This window comes from Okeania sp. SIO2C9 (assembly GCF_010672455.1).
Classification (GTDB): Bacteria; Cyanobacteriota; Cyanobacteriia; order Cyanobacteriales; family Microcoleaceae; genus Okeania.
In genome coordinates, this window is sequence record NZ_JAAHGO010000010.1 from 207,930 (window position 1) to 230,154 (window position 22,225).

The 22,225-nt window shown below is 34.0% G+C and carries 18 protein-coding genes and 1 pseudogene; 7 read left to right on the forward strand and 12 right to left on the reverse strand.

Annotated elements, in window-relative coordinates; all coding sequences use genetic code 11:
• The gene (locus F6K23_RS09785) at positions 1 to 333 is read right to left on the reverse strand and encodes a hypothetical protein (RefSeq protein WP_293154024.1); all 333 of its coding nucleotides are present in this window, start codon (positions 331 to 333) and stop codon (positions 1 to 3) included.
• A gap of 422 nt (positions 334 to 755) precedes the next feature.
• A complete protein-coding gene (locus F6K23_RS09790) occupies positions 756 to 914 on the reverse strand; it encodes a hypothetical protein (RefSeq protein ID WP_293154027.1) in 159 nt (52 codons plus the stop codon).
• Positions 915 to 1,693: 779 nt separating this feature from the next.
• Between F6K23_RS09790 and F6K23_RS09795 the strand changes: the two genes are divergently transcribed.
• Positions 1,694 to 3,334 (forward strand): radical SAM protein, encoded by a 1,641-nt coding sequence (locus F6K23_RS09795; protein WP_293154030.1) that lies wholly within the window; start codon positions 1,694 to 1,696, stop codon positions 3,332 to 3,334.
• A gap of 427 nt (positions 3,335 to 3,761) precedes the next feature.
• Here the strand turns inward: F6K23_RS09795 and F6K23_RS09800 are convergent, their stop codons facing one another.
• On the reverse strand, positions 3,762 to 4,769 hold the full coding sequence (locus F6K23_RS09800; protein ID WP_293154033.1) for a DUF3466 family protein: 1,008 nt from the start codon (positions 4,767 to 4,769) through the stop codon (positions 3,762 to 3,764).
• 1,115 nt (positions 4,770 to 5,884) lie between these two features.
• On the opposite strand from F6K23_RS09800, the gene F6K23_RS09805 reads away from it, so the two are divergent.
• The gene (locus tag F6K23_RS09805; protein ID WP_293154036.1) at positions 5,885 to 6,334 is read left to right on the forward strand and encodes an SRPBCC family protein; all 450 of its coding nucleotides are present in this window, start codon (positions 5,885 to 5,887) and stop codon (positions 6,332 to 6,334) included.
• Between the two features lie 46 nt (positions 6,335 to 6,380).
• On the opposite strand, the gene F6K23_RS09810 is transcribed toward F6K23_RS09805, so the two are convergent.
• Both F6K23_RS09810 and F6K23_RS09815 read right to left on the reverse strand, forming a co-directional pair.
• Positions 6,381 to 7,061, reverse strand: coding sequence for a DUF2834 domain-containing protein (locus F6K23_RS09810; RefSeq protein WP_293154039.1), 681 nt, complete (start codon positions 7,059 to 7,061; stop codon positions 6,381 to 6,383).
• Positions 7,062 to 7,381: 320 nt separating this feature from the next.
• Positions 7,382 to 7,753: a metal-sensitive transcriptional regulator gene (locus F6K23_RS09815; RefSeq protein WP_124147470.1), complete on the reverse strand. Its 372-nt coding sequence runs from the start codon at positions 7,751 to 7,753 to the stop codon at positions 7,382 to 7,384.
• Between the two features lie 80 nt (positions 7,754 to 7,833).
• Here F6K23_RS09815 and F6K23_RS09820 point away from each other — a divergent pair.
• The 4 genes and pseudogenes from F6K23_RS09820 to F6K23_RS09835 all read left to right on the forward strand — a co-directional run.
• Positions 7,834 to 9,039, forward strand: a pseudogene (locus F6K23_RS09820) (HhoA/HhoB/HtrA family serine endopeptidase); the annotation flags it as partial.
• Positions 9,040 to 9,210: 171 nt separating this feature from the next.
• The gene (locus F6K23_RS41675; protein ID WP_367267671.1) at positions 9,211 to 9,510 is read left to right on the forward strand and encodes a PDZ domain-containing protein; all 300 of its coding nucleotides are present in this window, start codon (positions 9,211 to 9,213) and stop codon (positions 9,508 to 9,510) included.
• 196 nt (positions 9,511 to 9,706) lie between these two features.
• The gene (locus tag F6K23_RS09830; RefSeq protein WP_293154044.1) at positions 9,707 to 10,723 is read left to right on the forward strand and encodes a VOC family protein; all 1,017 of its coding nucleotides are present in this window, start codon (positions 9,707 to 9,709) and stop codon (positions 10,721 to 10,723) included.
• Positions 10,724 to 11,538: 815 nt separating this feature from the next.
• Positions 11,539 to 11,712, forward strand: coding sequence for a hypothetical protein (locus tag F6K23_RS09835; protein ID WP_293154047.1), 174 nt, complete (start codon positions 11,539 to 11,541; stop codon positions 11,710 to 11,712).
• Between the two features lie 285 nt (positions 11,713 to 11,997).
• Here F6K23_RS09835 and F6K23_RS09840 read toward each other — a convergent pair whose 3' ends face one another.
• The 4 genes from F6K23_RS09840 to F6K23_RS09855 all read right to left on the reverse strand — a co-directional run bounded on the left by F6K23_RS09840 (position 11,998) and on the right by F6K23_RS09855 (position 18,397).
• Entirely contained in the window at positions 11,998 to 13,110 is a 1,113-nt protein-coding gene (locus tag F6K23_RS09840; protein WP_293154050.1) for an alkene reductase, read from the reverse strand.
• Positions 13,111 to 13,671: 561 nt separating this feature from the next.
• The gene (locus F6K23_RS09845; RefSeq protein ID WP_293154053.1) at positions 13,672 to 13,953 is read right to left on the reverse strand and encodes a hypothetical protein; all 282 of its coding nucleotides are present in this window, start codon (positions 13,951 to 13,953) and stop codon (positions 13,672 to 13,674) included.
• Positions 13,954 to 14,744: 791 nt separating this feature from the next.
• On the reverse strand, positions 14,745 to 16,190 hold the full coding sequence (locus F6K23_RS09850) for a 2-succinylbenzoate--CoA ligase (protein WP_293154056.1): 1,446 nt from the start codon (positions 16,188 to 16,190) through the stop codon (positions 14,745 to 14,747).
• 1,253 nt (positions 16,191 to 17,443) lie between these two features.
• Positions 17,444 to 18,397 carry an o-succinylbenzoate synthase gene (locus F6K23_RS09855; protein ID WP_293154059.1) on the reverse strand — a complete coding sequence of 318 codons (954 nt, stop codon included), beginning with the start codon at positions 18,395 to 18,397 and terminating at the stop codon, positions 17,444 to 17,446.
• 714 nt (positions 18,398 to 19,111) lie between these two features.
• On the opposite strand from F6K23_RS09855, the gene F6K23_RS09860 reads away from it, so the two are divergent.
• Positions 19,112 to 19,558, forward strand: a complete 447-nt coding sequence (locus F6K23_RS09860) for an EF-hand domain-containing protein (RefSeq protein WP_293154062.1) — start codon at positions 19,112 to 19,114, stop codon at positions 19,556 to 19,558.
• A 115-nt stretch (positions 19,559 to 19,673) separates the two neighbouring features.
• Here F6K23_RS09860 and menH read toward each other — a convergent pair whose 3' ends face one another.
• The 3 genes from menH to msrB all read right to left on the reverse strand — a co-directional run bounded on the left by menH (position 19,674) and on the right by msrB (position 21,954).
• Complete coding sequence (gene menH / locus F6K23_RS09865) at positions 19,674 to 20,495, reverse strand: 2-succinyl-6-hydroxy-2,4-cyclohexadiene-1-carboxylate synthase (RefSeq protein ID WP_375340748.1); 822 nt, start codon at positions 20,493 to 20,495, stop codon at positions 19,674 to 19,676.
• Between the two features lie 188 nt (positions 20,496 to 20,683).
• Positions 20,684 to 20,860 (reverse strand): anacyclamide/piricyclamide family prenylated cyclic peptide, encoded by a 177-nt coding sequence (locus F6K23_RS09870; protein ID WP_293154065.1) that lies wholly within the window; start codon positions 20,858 to 20,860, stop codon positions 20,684 to 20,686.
• Between the two features lie 695 nt (positions 20,861 to 21,555).
• Entirely contained in the window at positions 21,556 to 21,954 is a 399-nt protein-coding gene (msrB, locus tag F6K23_RS09875; RefSeq protein WP_293154068.1) for a peptide-methionine (R)-S-oxide reductase MsrB, read from the reverse strand.
• Positions 21,955 to 22,225 lie beyond the last annotated feature (271 nt).

Genomic DNA, 22,225 nt, shown 5'->3' on the forward strand with positions numbered 1-22,225 from the left:
TCACAAGCAAAATCCTGTAGGGACGTTCCATGGAACGTCCTTACTGTGGTCTACCCAAATGAAAACCGCTGTATTAATTCCAGCATCAGTAAACACTAATTCTAAAGCTTCAGTAATTTTTTGTCTATAAGCCTTATTTATAAACCATTCGTTGTAGCTTATATTAATCTGATTTTGAAGATAATTAGATAATCCTAAATATTCTCTTGCGTGCTCTATCCATTTGTTGATTATAGCGTCTGGATTTTTACTAAGTCTTTTCTCTTTTTTTTTAATTAAACTGGCGAAGGTGTTATATGGGTCTCTGATAATTAATATCAAATCCGGTAGCATCGGTGTAATTAGATGGGGATATGGGGAGATGGGGAGATGGGGAGTTAGAGAGTATGGGAGATGGGGAGTATGGGAGATGGGGAGATCGAGAAATATTTGGTAATGGTTGAAGATGGAAGATTTTTTTATACCGAATTAAACGGATTTGATTTAATATATTAAATCTACGTTGACTTTTGCCAAGAAATTATTCTCGTATTTCCTCAAAACATGGCATGATATTAGTAATTTCATAATGCTTATAGTTCTGAATTACTAGATATTTTCACTCTATATTTTATAAGTTTTCATCTATTTATATCTACACAATTTCCACCATATAAATATTCAATTTTACTATTCATCAAATACTTTAAATATCTTTTACATTTGAAGTTTCCTTGATGATAAAAAAGTGGGTTTATCCCAGCAATTGTAGATTTTTAAAAGCTTTGATAGGGGTCTTTGTTGCTATAAAGTTTGACATCATTCAAGTGAACAAAACTTCCATTATTTTGCCTAATAATCCAATTTATAACCGCATAATTACCACTACGGCGTAAACCAAAACAGCTAATATCTATTGCATTAGTAAAATACATAATTCTAAGTTAATTACTCTCAAAATTTTTTAGATATAGATAAGTAGTAATACAATATTAATTACACAAAATTAAACCTAAAACTTTGATCCAGTCTAGATATTAATGTGTAAATATTTCTGTTCTATTACTTATTTAAGAAGATCAGGAATATTATAATATTTTACGATAATGTTGACCGGACTTCTGTCTTGCCCGAAATATGCTTGTTTTCATACCGTCAAAAATGACAAAATTCATAACAGCAAGCAGAATTATAAGTGCCGATACTGTGGCCAAAATTTTGTACAAAACTGACAAAACAATACGATTTACCAAATTATACTATACTCATAGTCTGCAAGTGTCATGTCTATTGATTAACTAAAATAACTATATTTGTTTATAGTTTTCCTAAATAGGTTTTGAACAAATGTTAGTTATCTAAATACTGAAAGTGACTTCTCTTGATATATATAACACTACTTCTTTTGGTGTTTGACAGTAAACTTGGGTTGTAAGGGAACAGGGAAAAGAATAATGTTAAGAGCGTATTTGCGTAGCCCTATAGCTAATTTCTATATATATCTAGGATGGCTATATATTTATGTATGTTTAAACTTTACAATACTCGATCTGCTATTTTTGGAAACACTCCCTTTAGCAGATATTGCTTGTTTCACAGGTATATCAGAGTTGTGCCCACAAAAATATATAAATCAATAACCTTTTTCCTTCTGCTTTCTCCTTACCCATAACGGTATTTTTTAACGCTTACCTACTTATTTATAATCTAAAATATGTCTACTAATACTAATATATTTAATACTGAAAGTTTACTCTTCACTCCAGCAATACCTGAACCTAATGCCATACCAATTATTTTTGCTTTTCCTAATGAATATACTGTAGGAATAACTAGCCTTGGTTATCAGATTGTTTGGGCAACTTTGGCAATGCGTTCCGACCTACAAGTTAGTCGTTTATTTACTGATATTAATGAACCTCTTCCACAGCAAACAGAATTATTTGGTTTTTCTGTTTCTTGGGAACTTGATTATGTCAATATTTTCCAGATTATGGAATCTTTAGAAATTCCTATTAGAGCTAAAAATCGTTCAGCAAAAAATTATCCAATAGTATTTGGTGGTGGACCTGTTTTAACGGCAAACCCTGAACCTTTTGCTGATTTTTTTGATGTAATTTTATTGGGAGATGGGGAAAATTTATTAGGAGATTTTATTGAAGCTTATAAAGAAATTAGGGGGGCTGAAAAACAAGTACAATTAAAACATTTAGCACAAGTACCTGGGGTTTATATTCCTAGTCTTTATGAAGTAACTTATGAAAGTGTTGATGGTGCTATTAAATCTATTGAACCTATAGATAAAGATATTCCTGCTGTAGTGCAAAAACAAACCTATCGGGGTAATACTTTATCTGCTTCTACTGTGGTGACTGAAAAGGCAGCTTGGGAAAATATTTTTATGGTAGAAGTGGTGAGAAGTTGCCCGGAAATGTGTCGTTTTTGTTTGGCAAGTTATCTGACTTTGCCATTTAGAAGTGCTAATTTAGAAGGGTCTCTAATTCCTGCCATTGAAAAGGGATTAACTGTCACAAAACGTTTGGGTTTATTGGGAGCTTCCGTAACTCAACATCCTGAATTTGATAGTTTATTGGATTATTTGAATCAGCCAAAATATGATGATGTGCGTTTGAGTATTGCATCGGTTAGAACAAATACGGTGACGGAAAAATTAGCAAAAATTTTAAGTAATAGAGATACAAAATCAATTACTATTGCTGTAGAAAGTGGGAGCGATCGCCTGCGAAAAATTATAAATAAAAAGTTGGAAAATGAGGAAATTATTGAAGCTGCTGTTAATGCTAAAGCTGGTGGTTTAAAAGCTATTAAATTTTATGGAATGGTGGGTTTACCAGGAGAAGAAGTAGAAGATTTGGATGCTACTATAGAAATGATGTTTGCTTTGAAAAAAGCTGCTCCTGGTTTAAGATTAAGTTTGGGATGTAGCACTTTTGTACCGAAATCTCACACACCTTTTCAATGGTTTGGAGTCAACTCTCAATCAGAAAAAAGGCTGAAGTTTTTGGAGAAACAACTACGCTCAAAAGGGATAGATTTTCGCCCAGAAAGTTATAAATGGTCGGTGATACAGGGATTAATTTCTAGGGGAGATAGAAGGTTATCTAATTTATTAGAATTGGTAAGGAATTATGGGGATTCTTTGGGCAGTTATAAGAGAGCTTTTAAGGAGCTGCGTGGGGAGTTACCAGAGTTAGATTTTTATGTTTTTGATGATTGGAAGTTAGAGCAAATTTTGCCTTGGAATCACATTCAAGGACCTCTACCAATAACAACTTTAAAAAAACATTTAGCAACCGTCGATTCATCTCACACCATAATTGAAAATTTGGTGTGAGATGAATCGACGCTCTAGCTAAAAATAATTCTAATGAAATTACTTTTTGTTCGGAATTACTCAATTAAAGCTATCTCTGTATTTTGTCCTAGTCTAAATAAGCAATTACCGAATAATTAAGGTTTAAAGCCTCTCATTTAAAGGAGAAACAAGCGGTCGAAGGATGGCGATCTTCGGAGCGGGTCTGCAAGAACGGGTCTCCTCGCCATATCCCATCGACCAACAGAGAAAAAATTTTCATGATTAGTCAATCCTCTTCTTGAAAAGAATAATTAATAATTAATAATTAATAATTAATAATTAATTGTTAAATTTGTAGCTTTGCCTCTATTTCTAGAAGCAAAGCGATATGTATTAAAGTTTAAGTATGAATTATCTAGGAAAATCAGTACCTATAAATATTTAATTGTATTATGTATTGTCTCTTTTAGGAAATAGGTGTTAACAGAAAAGCACAACTACTTTGATCTTTAATTCCCCATCCAACAATTTGCCCATGATTATTAATAGATCGTGCTTCCTTAAGAACCCAACCAGAGGAAGGATCGATCAAATCATTTAGGTCTTGCATCTTATTAAGACTATCCCAAATAAAAGCTCTTTTAGTCCATGGTTCTTGCTCTGTATTTATTAGCTTGTCAGAAGAACCAACTATTAGACCAGAATCGTTAATACTATTAGCTTCACTGTCAAAAAATTGTAAGTTGACATTATGAGAAATAGTACCAAGGTCTTGAAATTCCTCACTGCCATTCCACAAAAAAGCTCGGTTATTGTGTTGAGGCATAGAATAAAAACCAATCACCTGGCCAGACCTATTAATATCTGAGCCTAAAAAACCTGGTAATTCTTGAATATCTTTGTCACTATTCCATACAAAAGCTTTTACAATTAAATCCGAAGAAACAGAATAGCCTACTACTTGACCAGAATAGTTAATTGCATAGGCACTACTTTCAATATCATCACAAATACTAAGATTTTGTATGCCTTTTGTCTCATCCCAAATAAAAGCTTTTCTTTGACCATTATTGGTGACAGAAAAACCTACTACTTGACCATAATTATTAATACTATAAGCCTCACTCAAATTATTACTTTTGGTATCAAGGTAATGTATGCCTTTTGTCTCATCCCAAATAAAAGCTTTTCGTTGACCACAATCATATACAGAATAACCAACTACTTGACCATAGTCATTAATACTATAGGGACAGCTAGAATTATTACCAATAGTACCAATATCTTGCATACCTTCGTCAGGGTCCCATACAAAGGCTTGTTTTTGCCCTATATCGTTAATTGAATAACCAACTATTTGAGCAGAGTCGTTAATATCTTTGGCTACACTTACATAGCCTCTAAATGTACCTAAGTCAGTCAGCTCATAACAAGAGGCAGCAGTAGTAACCTTTGATTGTGTTACACTTGACATCCGTAATTTTGATGAGACTGGGAAAGTATGGATTTTATGAGCCATAGATTGAGATAAAATCATAGTCATTTGTAATTTATTAGGGTTTATCTAAAATTTTCGCTTTACTACTTATTAACCAAGAGTCAAATAAGTAATTACGTTCAACTTCATAATCAATCAGCTATTTATATTAGTCTTTTTTTGATATATTTTCTTTGCTCCCATGAATATTGTTCACTTTAAAGTTCAATCAATCAACTTGAATAACATCATAAATTAATAAGATTTTTATAGCTATACGATAGTGCATATCTTTACTAAATCTTCATAAAAGTAGCAATTATTTTGAATTTGCTTTACCAAATCTTCATATCATAATATAATTTTGTCAAAAATATATAATTATATTTCAATTTCAAATATGTAATATCTCTAAGTTTTTACTGGTAGTGTTCAATTTCACTCCAGTTTCTACCTTAGTAAGTATGTTATTTCGTGAACTGTACAATATTTGTTTATACAAAAATTCCCCATAAATTCATAAATTGAATTAGTCTTTATACATGATTAAAAATCAACAAAATTAAATTTAAGTTAGTACGAAAAAATGCTTGTGTAAAAAGAAACAATTTATGCTTAAGTAATAGACTAATTGCGAAAAAGTAAAGTTTATTGAAATAAAAAACCCCTCTAAGTTTAGAGAGGTTGTGTCAGATTAAGTAGGGTTTACTGAATAAGTCTGATGGGTGGGGGTAGGAGTCAGAATTCAGGAGGAATGAAGAATTACAGAGGATGTATTCGGAACAATTGTCCCTCAATTTTTCTGCCGTTGTCTACTCAAAATCCCCACATTTTCAGCTTAAGGGAGCAAAAACCTTGCACTTTTTTATACATCCCTTGGCTAATATCTTTATATATCAATGCTTTTAGATTTAATCAGCAAGCTAAGTATTTTTTATTAGTTTTTGACCTTAGGTTTTACTTCCAGTCTCAGACTAGAGCACTAACTACCAAAAAGCCAAGTAGAACTGCAACTTTATGGTAAAATATAACGAAATTTTCAAGATTGAGTTAAAGTTTGAAATAAAAATAATTTAGAAAATAATAATTGTGATCAGTTTTGAGGACTTAAAATGTTGCACTTTCGGTATTCAACCTTAATCGATGCACCAGTTGAAGTTGTTTGGGAATTTCACGAACGTTCCGATATTCTGCAAATACTTACCCCACCTTGGCAACCGGTACAAGTCATTCGTCGTCAAGGTGGACTAGAAGTAGGGGCTATATCAGAATTTCAAATTTGGCTCGGTCCAATTCCTGTGAGGTGGGTGGCCCTACATACGGAATATGAAAAATATCGTCTGTTTACTGATGAACAAAAAGAAGGGCCAATGGATAGTTGGACTCATCGTCATCAATTTAGTGAAGAAGATGGTAAGACTAGGTTAACTGATGCGATCGCATTTTCTTTGCCTGGAGATTGGTTAGCGGAATCTGTTTTAGGTTGGTGGGTAGATTCTCGACTAGAGGACATGTTTCGGTATAGACATGATATTACAAAACGGGAATGCGAACAAAGTTAGAGTGTGGGAGTGTTCAACAATATAATTAATAATTAATAATTAATTATTAATTGTTGAATGTAGCTTCTTGTTTATTCGATATTGTAGATGTATCTGCTGTTAATAGAGGCGAACGTACAGATAAATAAATTAATGGACCTAAAAGTGGAACTAATGCTATCCAATACAACGGAGATTTTTTCATTCCTCGCCTGCTCATATCATCTCCTAATAAAGTGGGAAATAATAGACACAACAGACAAAAATCTAAACTCATTACATGAATAAATCTACTACTTTGCCACTGTTGAATAAAATCTTCCCAGTCACCATTTTTTAAACCGTATATTAGTAATAAAATTGTACCTACTGTTAAAGCAATTCCTAAAATTCGAGAATCTAAAATATTTAAAAATAAGTTCTTTTTTCCTGAAAAATTTGGATTAGGTTGACGCCATCCTAAATAGGGTAAAATAGCAAATGCTCCGAATCCAAATGATAATGTCGAGAATAACCATGCTGGTGTTTTTTGTCCTCTGCCATCAAAGAACATTAAACAACTGTAAATCAACGGCCATATTCCCATAATATTGAATAGAGATACAATTAACGGATTGATATTTTCCCATTGACCTGTTGACAATTTTTGGATTAATTCTAAAGTATCTGGTTGATCAGGAGGTGCTAGCAGAAATGCGTAAGTGCTAAACCCAATCCAAAGTAACCACAAAGCTATATTTTTTAACATAAGTTTTTTGGTAGTTGTTTAGTAATAAAATTTTTTTCTTGCTTTGTTGAAATGTCAAATTTTTTGATGAAATATTATTACCGAAAATTTGTGGGTATGCGCCTCCCCTTTTAAGGGGATGAAAAAAGAGAATATTCCTAATGTTAAGCCTCCTTATTGCAGGAGTTACCGTTAGCATATCTCCTCCGTAGGAAACTAACTGATAACTGAAATGACTGCCTGCTGATTTTGCAGCTTACTTCTAACTTAATGGTCTAGTAAAAATATTGATTTATTTTTAGGTGCTAGAGGTTATAATTCATCCTCAAAAGACTCATTAATTAAGGTAAAAATCTGTCTAAAGCTGACTTTAAAGCTTCAACTTCAACATCAATATCTCCATCTTGAGTTGCCCGGGCAATACAATCAGATAAATGGTTATCTAAAACCATACGAGCTACTCGGTCTAAAGCACCACGAACTGCAGCTATTTGTACTAATACATCAGGACAAGGACGACTATCTTTGATCATAGTTTTAATTCCTCTAACGTGCCCTTCAATTCTTGATAATCTATTCACGAGACGTTGTAAGGATTCTTCACTATGAACATGAGGATGAGCAGAAGAGTGATGGTTATGTTCCGAATTTGACTCTGTCTTGGCTTGATTATGAGGTAGCTGTTCTTTTTGTTGTTGCTGAGATACAACCATGATTTTGAGTATAATATAGTTAGGATTAGGAGTATTATAACACCAATCCCACTCAAGTTAGTCAATGAAACTTTAATGCTATGAGATTGCGCAAATTTTCTCAAATAACTACCAAAATCATTTCTCAATTATTGGCCATTTTTGTTGTTTTTACTTTAATAGTTACTTGTCTACCTACCCCACAAGCAATGGCAGCTTCAAGACTATTCCAAGGATTATCAAATCCTCAGTTATTAGCATTACAAACTGCACCAGAAAATCTAAATACTAGAAGTAGTAATAGTTTTGTGACAGAGGCAGTCAATAAAGTAGGTTTAGCCGTAGTGAGAATTGACACAGAGCGACTAATTACCCGTCCCACTAATCCACTTTTTGAAGACCCTCTTTTTGACCGTTTCTTTGGTGGAGAGTTACCAATGCCACCATCTTCAAAAGAGTTATTAAAAGGTCAAGGTTCTGGTTTCATTATTGACTCTAAAGGAATCATTTTAACTAATGCTCATGTAGTAGATAAAGCTGATAAAGTTACTGTGAGCTTAAATGATGGGAGACAGTTTACTGGGGAGGTAAAAGGAACAGATGAAGTCACAGATTTAGCTGTAGTTGAAGTTGATACAAAAGGTGAAAATTTACCAGTAGCAGCTTTAGGTAATTCCGATTTAGTACAGGTAGGAGATTGGGCAATAGCAGTAGGAAATCCTTTGGGATTTAATAATACTGTTACTTTAGGAATTATTAGTACCTTAAAACGTCCTAGTTCAGCAGTAGGAATTCCTGATAAAAGATTAGACTTTATTCAAACTGATGCCGCGATTAATCCTGGAAATTCTGGGGGTCCTTTGTTGAATGATAGGGGTGAAGTAATTGGGATTAATACTGCAATTAGAGCTGATGCTATGGGTATTGGTTTTGCTATTCCTATCAATAAAGCTAAAGAAATTAAAGATATATTAGCTCGTGGACAACAAGTACCTCATCCTTTTGTTGGTATTCAGATGATTACTTTAACTCCAGAAATTGCCAAACAAAATAATAGCGATCCTAATTCTGTTTTAATTTTGCCAGAAGTAAAAGGAGTTTTAGTAACGAAAGTTTTGTCTGGTACTGCGGCAGAAAAAGCAGGGATGCGCAGAGGAGATGTAATTTTAGAAATTGACAATCAATCAATAATTAGTGCTGAACAGTTACAGAGGAAAGTTGAAAATGGTGGTGTTGGTCAAAAATTGCAGTTCAAAATTCTACGAAATGGTAGAGAAAAAGAACTATTTGTTGTGAGCGGACAAATGATTTCTTCTGCTAATGTAGTAGATAAAGTTGACAAAGTTACTGTGAGTTTGAATGATGGTAGACAGTTTATTGGAGAGGTAAAAGGAACAGATGAAGTTACAGATTTAAAAGAAATCAAATATATACTAGCTCGTGGAGAAAAACGACCCTATCCTTCTGTTGGTATTCAGATGATTACTTTAACTCCAGAAATTGCCAAACAAAATAATAGCGATCCTAATTCTGTTTTAATTTTGCCAGAAGTAAAAGGAGTTTTAGTAACGAAAGTTTTGTCTGGTACTGCGGCAGAAAAAGCAGGGATGCGCAGAGGAGATGTAATTTTAGAAATTGACAATCAATCAATAATTAGTGCTGAACAGTTACAGAGGAAAGTTGAAAATGGTGGTGTTGGTCAAAAATTGCAGTTCAAAATTCTACGAAATGGTAGAGAAAAAGAACTATTTGTTGTGAGCGGACAAATGATTTCTTAGTCAGAAGTTAGACTTTTGGTGAAGCTGCTTATTGAGTAGGGGAGTGGGGGAGTGGGGGAGTGGGGGAGTAGGGGCGAACGGCCAGGTGTTGTATAATTTGATATTTTGCGTAAGTCTTGACTATTCCCTCTTCCCTATTCCCTCTTCCCTACTCCCTCTTCCCTATTCCCCAAAAACGATATAACCAATAAAAAATATGCAAAAAAATCCTACCATTAAAGGCATCTACGAAGTATGTATAGGTATCACCGAAACCTTGGCAATGATTCAATATTGGCAACAATTTGGCTATCGCATCGGGCAAACAGGAGAATTAACTGCTTCCACAGTGAAAAATTTATATGGAGTCAATTCTAATCTGCGCTCAATTCGACTCGATCGCCCAGATGTAGATCATGGTTTTATTCGCCTCATGGCTTGGGAAAACCCCACTAATGAAGGTTTAGAAATGACATCAATGAAAGTTTTGGGCAACCGTTGGGGGACAACTTTAACTACAGATGTTTTGAATATTCTTAACCATGTTGAAGATGCCTACTTAGCTGGTTTACCAATTACATACACTTTTCCCCAATGGGAAATAATTTACAAAACGGAGAAAGGTCGCCCGTTTATCGATCCAGCAGTGGGAGTGCGGGAAATGATGTTACTGCAACCATTAACACGTCAGGTATTGTTTCAACGCTTCAATTATACAGTGCCCGAATATGGCAAAATTAATCATAACTGTACTTTCAAAAGCAGCCAATTTACCCATGCAGGTATGGTGGTGCAAGATGATAGCAAAGAAACATTGAGATTTTACGAGGATGTATTAGGTTTGTTACGAACGCGGGATGATGATGAAACTACTTATGAAAGCTCGGAAGCAGCTAGACAAATTTTTGATTTGCAACCGGGGGAAAAGTTTAGAGTTACAACTTTTGACGATCCACGGTCCTCAATAAATTGGCAGGAGGCACGCTCTGGCAGAATGTATATTATTCGATTTCCTGAAGCAATGAACTTGGAAAGTTATTTTGAGCGATCGCGACCAGGTTGCTTAGGAATGTCTTTGTATACTTATCGAGTTAATAATATAAAATATTATTTTGACCGAGTTAAAAATTCAGCAGCAACGGAAGTTACAGATATTGTTGATAACGAATTTGGCGAACAAAGTTTTTCTTTTGTCGCGCCTGATGGTTATTTCTGGAATTTAGTGAGTAAGTAGGAGGAGTCAAGAGTCAGGTAGGGGAGTCGCCGGATTGGCGACGTACAGGAGTCAGGAGGGAAGAAGGGAGAGGAGGAAAATTAGAACGGGAGCAAGATGCTCCCACTGTACTATTACAATGCACCACTACCACCACTGTAGTGGCGTGAAACGCCTAAAACTGTGTAATAGATTTTTGTTTCTAGGTGTCTTGATCTCCCCACACTCCCCACACTCCCCACACTCCCCACACTCCCCACACTCCCCACACTCCCCACACTCCCCATCTCCCCATCTCGGCATGGTTGATTCAGAGGTAGGGGTCAATGACAGTCCCTTAACTGATGAGAAGTAAAAACAGGTGGATTTATCCCCTGTTTTTACAACCGTCAGAATCCACGCGGTTTTAACCCGTGGAGTGTCAACACATAACTCCGTTAACGCTCCGCGACATAACCACCAGGAAAGGAAATGCTTACAGGATTTTTTTGTTTATTTCTTCAAATCACAAGAGGCTTTAAACCTTAATTATTCGGTAAGATTAATTGTATATTTACCGAAAAGCGACGTTGAAGGCCCCCTGTTTTAACCGGGGGATGAAAACAAGCGATTCGTTTAGACAAGACTTCTAAAGTTTTCCTGTGCTATTATTACCTATTTTCGTGTCAAGCTTTAAATGTTGTATTAGAATTTTCGATAAAAACAATGTATTATATAGATTTTGCCATTTTCCTATTACCCTATTTTTAGCTTGACACGACACTACAATAACTTTTCGGTCTGCCCGTTTCTTTCTTTAGATGGTGACAATCTACCTAATTATGGTGAAAAACTCGGTGCTGGTGCTCGGACTCAGGTTCCGAGCACCAGCACCGACCCTACGGGCCAATGATTGGAAACCATCAGGAAAAAGAATAAAGCGATGCAGCGCCGCCAAAGGGGGTTTCCCCCATGAGCGACTGCATCAAGACAGTGTGGTTTGTATAGAACAGGCAATAATTGGTGTGTGAATGCAGACTGTCCTAACCCCTCCCAGGAGGGGAAGGTTAGCAGGGAGCAGGGGAGAAAGGAGAAAAAATCATAGTAGCTAAGTAAAACTACTGAAGTTGTCAAAAAAAATATATTTTCCCATACATTTTTCTCCCGAAAAAGCCGAGCCAATACTTAAGCATAACTCGTCTATTTTGTCAAGCTTTATGTGAAGAAAGATGTGGGTAAGGGATAGCTGACAAAGGGGGAATAATATAATTTTCAATAGATTTTTGCCAGGTACTTATCTACTAAACTAAGAAACTTTATACTGGGGATTGTTGATAAGTGGGAAAATCAATATATCCTTCTTTGTCAAATGAATACCAAATTTTTACATCAGCAGGTGGATTAAGAGGATAGCCATTGGTAAAACGTTCTACTAAATCTGGATTACTCATAAAGGGTCGTCCAAAAGCAATTAGATCGGCATTTCCAGCTTGAATTGCTGTTCCAGCAGTTTCTTGAGTATATCCACAATTTCCCATCAGTGAACTTGTAAATACCTCTCTAAACTCAGTCAAAGTCATCGGTTTCCCTAATTCGTGAGAACCAAAAGCTAAACCATCCATAACGTGAAGATAAGTTAACCCATAATTATTTAACTGTTGCGCAACATAAACAAAAGTTTCTCGAAAATCTGGCGAACCCATATCGTTAAAATTACCATTAGGAGAAATTCTGACCCCAACTCTATTAGCAGGCCAAACAGTTAAAATAGACTCTACAATTTCTTTGAGAAACTGAAATCTGTTTTCCAGACTGCCCCCATAGCGATCGCTCCGATGATTGGTTTTTGACTGTAGAAATTCGTCAATCAAATAACCATTTGCTCCGTGAATTTCTACTCCATCAAAACCAGCAGACTTTGCACGTTCGGCAGCTAAACGATAATCTTCTACAATTCGTGGAATTTCTTCTGTTTCTAGAGCGCGAGGAGTTTCTAATGGTTGTTTGCCAATGGGAGTATGAACGTATTCTTGATTCAACCTAATAGCAGAAGGAGCTACTGGCAATTGACCATTTTCGTGAAAGCTACTATGAGAAGCTCGTCCACAGTGCCAAAGTTGAAGGAATATAGGAGTACCTTTGCTATGGACAGCATCTACAACTTGTTTCCAAGCTTCTGTCTGTTCGTCTGAGTAAATGCCTGGAGAATTGACCCAGCCATTAGCTTGTTTAGAAATGACAGTTGCCTCTGAAATGATTAAACCTGCCCCAGCTCGTTGAGCATAATATTCGGCCATCATAGCATTGGGCATTCGTTCTGTACCTGCTCGCGATCTAGTCATTGGAGCCATGACAACTCGGTTTTTTAGGGTTAAATCTCCCATTATTAAGGGAGTTAGTAGAGTTTGTGAATCTGTTTGAGTAGTCATTTTTTTAATTGCTCAGTTTCTAGGATGATAATTTGATATTCATTAGTTTATTTTACCTGGAATTAATAATAGATTTAATTTATTAAAAAATAATAATTTTGAGCGATATTTAATTATCTATAGCTATAGGTTTAGGATTAAATAATTTTGCTTAGTCAAGAACAAGATTATGTTAAAACCGAATGCTAATACCAATTTTATATGAGGTTGCATAGAATTACAAAATTCATTCATTGATCTATCTTTATCTACGTTGATCTACAGTCAATTGTGCTTTAAGTATTATTCTATGCAGCTTCATTTCAATTTGGTATAATAACTGAATTGTTACTCATAAATACTAAATGGTTTGCCCCAAATAAAAGTTAAAAATATAGATATTTTTGTGTCTTTATCTTTGAGCAATTAGAGTTAAATTTATATAGCAATCCTAAATAGGTTGTCATACCATTTCTCTGTAACAATGCGCTTAATAATTATTGCTCAGACCTTATTAAACTGACTATTCTCATCTTTATATTAAGTGCAACTTCATGGAGAAATGGTATAAAAATTCAAAAACTAGAAATAAACCCCAAAACTTTTGCCCATTGCCCATTCTCTATTTCCAAAAAGCAGCAATATTTTGGGCAAGAATAAAATATGATTGCTATATTGCTTTAATTGATATTTTTTAGCAGAACTTCTTTGACAAAGACTTTTTTTATTGCCGAGCGCTAAATCATATTCATTTTCAAACATTCTGTCGACAATTTTATGAGTTTTTATTTGATGCCATTCTGCTTCTATTAAATTTAATTCTGGAGTTAATTGTTGGGAAAAAAACAGATATAATCCTTTCATAAGCATTCAGCTATTAGCTGTCAGTTAGCCTCCTGCGGAGGAACTGCGGACTTCAGCAACAAGACTCCCCCATATAGGATAGTGTTAAATGAATATAGACTTTAAGGGCAAAGAAGCTAACTTTTCTAATAAGATAATTAATAAAGCTTTTATCGTCAACTAAAAGCAATAGCTGATAGCTGAATGCTTACATCCTTTCTCTTCCCATTCTTTCCTTTTAGCTTTAATTAAACTACTTGTATGTGCTAAATAATTATTCATAACAATCACTGTATATTTGTATATTTTATTTTTTTTTCGATATTTTTACGCCTTTTCTGCCTCTTTATCCCAAATATTTACTAAATTTCATTTTTAAGCTGTCTTTTGTTCAAGCTTCCTATTGAACAAGGATAATTAAAGCTTTTGTTTGATTCATATATTCCTAATATATTTATTCATTTCTAATTTTATTAGTTGAATTGTGAGGTAAGCATTCAGCTGTCAGCATTCAGCTATCAGCTATCAGCTATCAGCTATGAACTTACTATTACACCGAAGGAGGAATTAGTTTCCAAAGAGACTTAAAACTTATGTTTGCGTAGCATTCCGCAGGAAATAAAAAGGTCATTAGCTAACTTTAGTAAGTTATTAGCTTCAAAAGCTGTTTGCGGAGCATTCCGTAGGAAATGCTAATAGCTGAATGCTGACATTGTGAGACGAGCTGATATATGGCGTTTGCGGTCGCGTTGCGTAGCAATATCGCTCTTTTTAACTACTTTTCTATTTTATACTTATTGAAGCTCACTTACTTATTCATAATTGCTAATATTATTTTTTTTGATTGCTATTTTTGTTAACAATTCACGATTAATTTTACCCTGATAATTACGAGGTAAATTTTCAACTTTAACCCAATATTTAGGTTGTTTAAACTTACTCAATTTTCCATTAATAGCAGTAATAAACTTTTCTACAGAAACTTCTAAGTCATCAGTAATATAAACAGCAGTCACAATTTCACCCCAATATTTATCGGGTAAACCTATTACACAAACATCAGTAACTAATCCAGTTGCTAAAATAGCTGCTTCTACTTCTGCTGGAAAAACATTTTCCCCACCAGTAATAATTTTTTGACTACGACGACCTACTATATTTAAGCAACCTTGATTATCCAAAAATCCTAAATCATCCGTCATAAAAGTTTCAGAAGGATTAAATAAATTGGGATAATACCCTAATGCTAAAGAATTAGCTTTGATGTTAATAATTCCAATTTTATTTTTGCCTAATATCTTCCCATTTTCACTTTTAATCATAATTTCTGCGTGGGGTAAAATTTGACCGTTGCTATTATTTCCTGTCAAAAAATCTTCCGGTTTAAGAGTAGCAATTTGAGCAGCAGTTTCAGTCATTCCGTAAGTAGGTGCTAATCTAATCTGATATTTTCTGGCTGTATCAAATAATTCTTGCCAAGGAGGAGCACCACCTAAAAGCACTGTCTGAAAATTAGATAACCACTTGGCTGTTTCTGAATTTTGTATCAGTTTTTGTAACTGAGTTGGTACTAGGGAAATAAAAAATTTATCGGAATTAATATTCCATTCCTTTTTGTCAAAAATTTCTTTGTATGATGGCAAAATTACTAAATTTCCTCCAGTCGTAAAGGAGCGCATAAATTGCATTAAGCCACTGACGTGATATAAGGGTAAAACACAAAATGAGTTAATTTGTTGTACTTGAAAATATTTTTGGAACCCTTCTACTGATGCTATTAATGTTTCCCATGTGTGAATGGTAAATTTAACTTTTCCAGATGAGCCACCAGTAGGAATCATAATCAAATTTTTTGGAAAAAATTCTTTGGTATTATTATTAGTATGTATTGGTTTTATAGAGATGCTATTTTGAGGATAAACATTCTTTTTTTCCATATATGACCCCAGAAAATTTTCGTCGGGAGTATTTCCAAAAATTATGTTTGGTTGTACTAATTCTAATACTTGCTCCCATTCTTGTTTAACCCAATTTGGATTACATAGAAAGACTTGAAAACCAGTAGCAACAGCAGCAATGAAACTGGTAATAAATTCTGTTGGTTTTGCTTCTGATATAAATATCTTTGGTGCAGATTCTGGGTAAAATTTTTTGCTCAAGTATTCAAACTTTTTTTGACTAATGGAATAGATATCAATACTTTTATTGCTAATCAGTAAATCACTATTTGTACTCAGATAGTTAAAAATTTGGTTCATAAATTGTCTTGTCATATTTCTTATTGTTCATTAAATCAATGGTTCATTAATTGGTAATTGATAATTACCCCTGGTTAAAACCGTTACGGAATTGAATATAAGGAAATATTATTTCTTTTCTCTTGGTCGATTGGATATGGCGTTAGCGCAGCGGCTCTGTCAAGAGCGGGAGACCTCGCCATCCCATCCTAAGGTCATGCTCCGCAAACGACCGCTTTTTTTCCTTAAAAGGGGAGGCTTTAAACCAGAATTATTGTAAGCATTCAGCCGTCATAATTTAGCCATCAGCTATTGCTTTTAGTTTTAGATAAAAGCTGTACTAATTGAGTCAGAATTGATACTTACTATAAAAGCTGGCTAAAACATTCTATATTCATTAAAACCCCCTCATGAGAACTGAGAGCTGACAGCTAATAGCTGTTTGCGCAGCAGTCCGCAGGAAATGCTTACGAATTATTTAATTATTAATTATTAATTATTCGGTAATTCCAAAGCTAAAGGCGCGATTTTTGAGTAGATTTGTTTTTAATTCTGTCGCCAGTCATAGTGCTGATTTTCTAACAATTTTTGTTTCAAATACTCAATGTAATAAAGAGGGTGGGTTTTGAGAACTAGATGCTCTTACCTCCAGGCTTTCGGTTAAACCCGCCCCTACAATTTTTTTAACGTTTAATTAGACCTACCTACTTATTACCAATTAGTCAATAACTATTTGTACTCAGATATCTTGCCATATTTCTTCTTGTTAATTAAATCAATGGATAATTCCAAAACCAAAATCACGATTTTTGAGTAGATTTTGTTGTAATTATTTCGCGAGTCGTAGTGCTGATTTTCTACCAACTTTTGTTTCACATATTCAATGGAATAAATATCACTACTTTTAAGTAAGTGAGCATAAATAAACGCAATATTAGAGGGAGGGTTTTGAGAACTAGATGCTCTTACCTCCAGGCTTTCGATTAAACCCGCCCCTACAATTTTTTTAACGTTTAATTAGACCTACCTACTTATTACCAATTAGTCAATAACTATTTGTACTCAGATAGTTAAAAATTTGGTTCATAAATTGTCTTGCCATATTTCTTCTTGCTCATTAAATCAATGGATAATTCCAAAATCAAAGGCGCGATTTTTGAGTAGATTTTGTTGTAATTATGTTGCGAGTCGTAGTAACGAATTTTTACTTCATTAATTAAAAAGCTGAGAGCTGCTCGCTAATAGCTGTTTGCGCAGGATTCCGGAGGAAATACTTACTGCCATATTTCTTCTTGTTCATCAAACCAATGGGTAATTCCAAAACCAAAAGCACGATTTTTAAGTATATTTGGTTGTAATTCTGTCGCGAGTTGTAGTGCTGATTTTCTACCAACTTTTGTTTCAAATACTGAAGAGAAAACCATATCAATAGTATGATTTTGGCAAAAATTATGGAGTTGCGAAGGCGAACCAAAAATAGCAGGTTTTATCGAAAATATTCCTCGCCAACCCTGTTGATAATATTGTTGCATTTTACTGAAGTTGGCAACAGATTCATCTAAAGCTATAGGGGTCGAGTGTTGATGACTTAATTTCAACATTTCCTCAAATTTATCAACAGGTAAAGGTTGTTCTATAAATTCAATTAAATTGAGATTTTCACATATTTCTAACCATTGTTTTGCCTCCTCAAAAGTTAATCCACAATTAGCATCTAATCTGAGATTTGCTTCTGTAGGAAGTGCTTTAGCTAACTGCTGAAAAATTTGGAGTTCCGTTTTAATTTTACTAACTCCTATCTTCCATTTAAAAGTACGATATCCTTCTTGCCATAGTGGCTGCCAAACTTCTAGAGCTGCTTCTCCTTCTGGTAATAAAGCACTGTAACAATTAGAGCTTTTTAATTCTTCTTTCTTGTCTATTTCTCTTTCCCTCAAATTTTCCCAAGCTGACTCAAAACCAAACTTACAAGCAGGTAAATTTTCAGGAATAGATAAAATTGTTTCTACTGTGATTTCTGTTGGTAAGTGGTGACAAAAATCTAAAGCTTCCGACAAAGTTTCAGAGCCAAACCAACTTAAAGGAGCAATTTCACCTAAACCTATTTTTCCAGTTTTGTTGGTTAGTTGCAAAATAACTCCTTCTCTAATATTCCAGATACCATGACTGGTTTTTAGGGGTTGTTTGAAGTTCCTTTTGTAGAGGAAAAATTTTAGTTGGTACTGCATAATTTTTGGGGAAGGTTTTCTTTGAAAATTCAACCTCCTAGTCTATGTTTTGCAAGGTATAGTAGTTTCAAATAAAAATGAGACGGATAAATCCCTTATTTTTAAGGATTATATCTATGTGCGCTGGCATATTTACAAATTGCAGGAGGTGTCCAATAGCTAAAAATCTTATATTGTAAGCTTTTTATTCCCCCAGATGAGCTGTTGCTTATTGCCTGTTGCCTGCGCGCAGCACTATATATCAAGGTTAAGTGTCTCAATCTTAATTGGAATGACTATATAGCAACTGCTACAGCGGTTAGGACAGAGAAAAGTATCAAATTATTAGACCATCTCATAGAGACGATAGCTATGTTTGTCTTTTATGTCCTAAGCACCTTGGTGACTGCTATAAAATTTATAGTAGTGTTTATTAAATTAGACTACATCTATAAAAGTTGATAGTACATAATTTTTGGGGGAAGGTTTTTTTTGAAAAATTTAACCTCTTTGCCTTTTTATTGCAAGGTAAGGATAAAATTTATAGCAGTTTTAATTAGATTAGACCACATCTATAAAAGTTGTATTTTTAGTGTCTAATTTATTTACCTAAAAATCACAATCATCCTTATATTTTCAATTGATCAGCTAATTTTAAATCTGACTATTGAAAATTACTTTACAATCAATTATAGTCGTGACATACCTATCTTGTTCTTTCTCAAAGGGAAAAAAATGCTTACCGAGTTTTTGGCGAAAAAACACACTAAGAATTTTTATGTATATGATGCTGATGGTAGTGGTTATGTAGAAGAAGCAGACTTACAAAGGTGGGCAAAAAATCTTGCTCAATTGCGAGACTGGCAACCTGGAACATTAGAATTTGAAAATCTTCTTGCTAAGTTTAAGTCTGTCTGGATAAATTTTTGGCAACCTGCCGATATTGATGGTGATGGAAAAGTTAGTCTTCAGGAATACTTAAAAGTTGTCGAGGTATCTGTTGATAATTTTCCTAATTCACGAGAAATGCAGGAATCTCATACTGCTAAAGCTAATACTATTTTCAGTATCCTTGATGCGGATAATGATGGAACTATTTCTCAATCTGAATACATACAATTTTGCCGAGCTATTGGTTTAGATGAAGCAACTGCTAAATCTGTATTTATAAAATTATATTAGGGTGGAAAAGGGTACTTTTTACGAGAATAATATCTTCGACTAAGTAAATATTTTTACGTTATAACCTCGGTAACTAACTTCATAGTTTCTATGAAGTTTAGCCCTACTTGAGCTACTACTTCTTTTTCCTTCCTTCTAGCAAAAAATTTATCAGAGTTCCAATCCATTTTTGAGGATTTTCCCAGTGAATATTATGACCAGATTCAGGAATTATTTTCAGATGAGCAACCTGACATAATTCTACTATTTTTAAATTAATACCTTGAAATTTATCATCAGATTCTCCCGCCATTAATAAAGTAGGAATCTGATGATTTGATAACTTCTCCCAGAGAGAAGGTTGATTGCCTGTTCCCATATTTCGGAGAGACCTTGCTAATTCCAATGGATTATTTTCTAACCGTCTTTCTATAATTTTCTCAAAGTTATGATTTTGCCTCAAAGATTTAAATAATGCTTGACTATACCAATTAGATAAAAATTCTTGAAAATTACTATTTTTTAACTTATTAGCTAACTTTAAATCTGATTGACGACGGAGCGATCGCTCAACTTCAGTCTTTAATCCTGGCGATGCTGATTCTAATATTAATTTCTCAAATCTAGTGGGAAAATAAATTGCCATATATAAAGCTAATCTGCCACCCATTGAATAACCAAATAAATAACATTGATCAATTTTCAACTCATCCAATAAATGAATCAATCCTATGGCAGTATTTTCCATATCGTAATACTCATCACTGCCAGTAACTATAGTTTTCCCATGTCCAGGTAAATCAACTGTTAGACAACAAAAATATTCACATAATTGGGGAATGAAATCGAAAAAATCATTACTACTTCCCATAAATCCATGTAGTAATAGAATAACAGGCTTATTAGTGTTACCTGTTAAATAATAGTTGAATTGATAATAACGAAATATTTCTGTCAATTTTTTCAAAAAAAAACCCTAGATAGGGTAAGAATGGTCGGTAGATTATTCACAGATATTTAATTTTTACTACCTTTGTTATTTTTCTCTAGACTCATTTACTTTTGCATTATTTAACATCAATGAAAACTGATAAAGTTAGAGAAAAAATCTTGAAGTATTCTGAGATATGCAATTATTTGAGACCTCTACTCTGCATCATCTCCTGCAAAAGTTAAGTAAACTCCATCACCACGCTCCTGAATACCATAGAAAGATGAAGCTATCCCATTATTTGAACTTCTAGCTGTTACTTCTTGACTTGTTATTTGTCGCTGGACTGGTTCAGATAGTTGAGGTAGAAGATTTTTCTTTTCTTTTTTCATTGTGCTTTCTCCTGTTAAGAATTTTATAATTTTAGATTATCGCTGCGATACTTGAATTGTCAACCGTTTCTTAACATTTTTTTTGATATATCTTTGTTTTAGTCAGTTGCAACTTTTATTTTAGACAGTTTTTTAAGTTACTAACAACGACTTTGAACCCTTGCATATTGATATACTTCATAGCTTGAGAAGAAAGTATAAAGTTTTTTCCCATAGAGACTATTTTAAGCAAATGATTTTTGCACTTTACCTCCTGAAATTAAAGAGATATCACAACTAATATCCCGATACATTAGACATCTCAAGTAATAAAAAATAAAATCAATTATCGCACATAAATTATCAATTATTCCCCCCTGCTCCCTACTCCCTACTCCCTCTTTTCCAGAGATATCTATTAAATCTTTAGGACTACCCAAATTTTTACTGTCGTGCTATAACTTATAAGTTTCCTGAAATAGTTTTCTATCCTTCATCAAATCACAAATAAATCTTCAGACAAAGCAGAACCAAGCAGATTGCAAGTAAATGAAGTACAGTCATTGATTTGATAAACTACCAGCATTTTTTAAACTGGTTGACAAATTTTTTTACTGTACCTCATAAACCTGACATCTGCTGTATATATTCTATAGCAACAGCTTTACCTTTCCTTAAATTAAGGTGGTAGATATATCGCTATAATTTTCAATTACTTATTCAGATTTAACAAACTTCAGCGCAGCAGAATTCAAACAATAACGCAATCCAGTTGGTGGAGGACCATCAGGGAAAACATGACCGAGATGAGCATCACAATTACTACAGAGAATTTCTGTTCTTCGCATAAATAAACTCCAGTCAGCTTCTTCTTTGATATTATCCTCATTAATCGGTGCCCAATAACTCGGCCAACCTGTACCAGAATCATATTTCTCTTCCGAACTAAATAAGTCAGCACCACAACAAACACATTTGTATATTCCTTTTTCTTTATTGTTGTGATATTCCCCTGTAAATGGTCTTTCAGTTCCCTTTTTTCTAGTTACATTGAACTGTTCTGGTGTGAGTTGTTCTTTCCACTCTTTTTCACTTTTTTGAACTTTATTAACCATACTTTTAATATTCCTGTTCACAAATTATTTCTAAGTACAACACCTAATTTTTAAGTGCTATAGATTATCATGCTTTACTAATTGTAACATATTGTTAAGCATTCTGAGGATTGTCTTTTTCCTTGGGCAGAAAATTATATATAGCAATTCCCAAGAAGAGTGAGGTACAAAATTCGTTGGTTTTAGGGAATAGGGAACAGGGAATAGGGAATAGAAGACAAATAAAGATTGTGTACCCCATTAGACTGAGAAACGCTATAGAAAATATTGA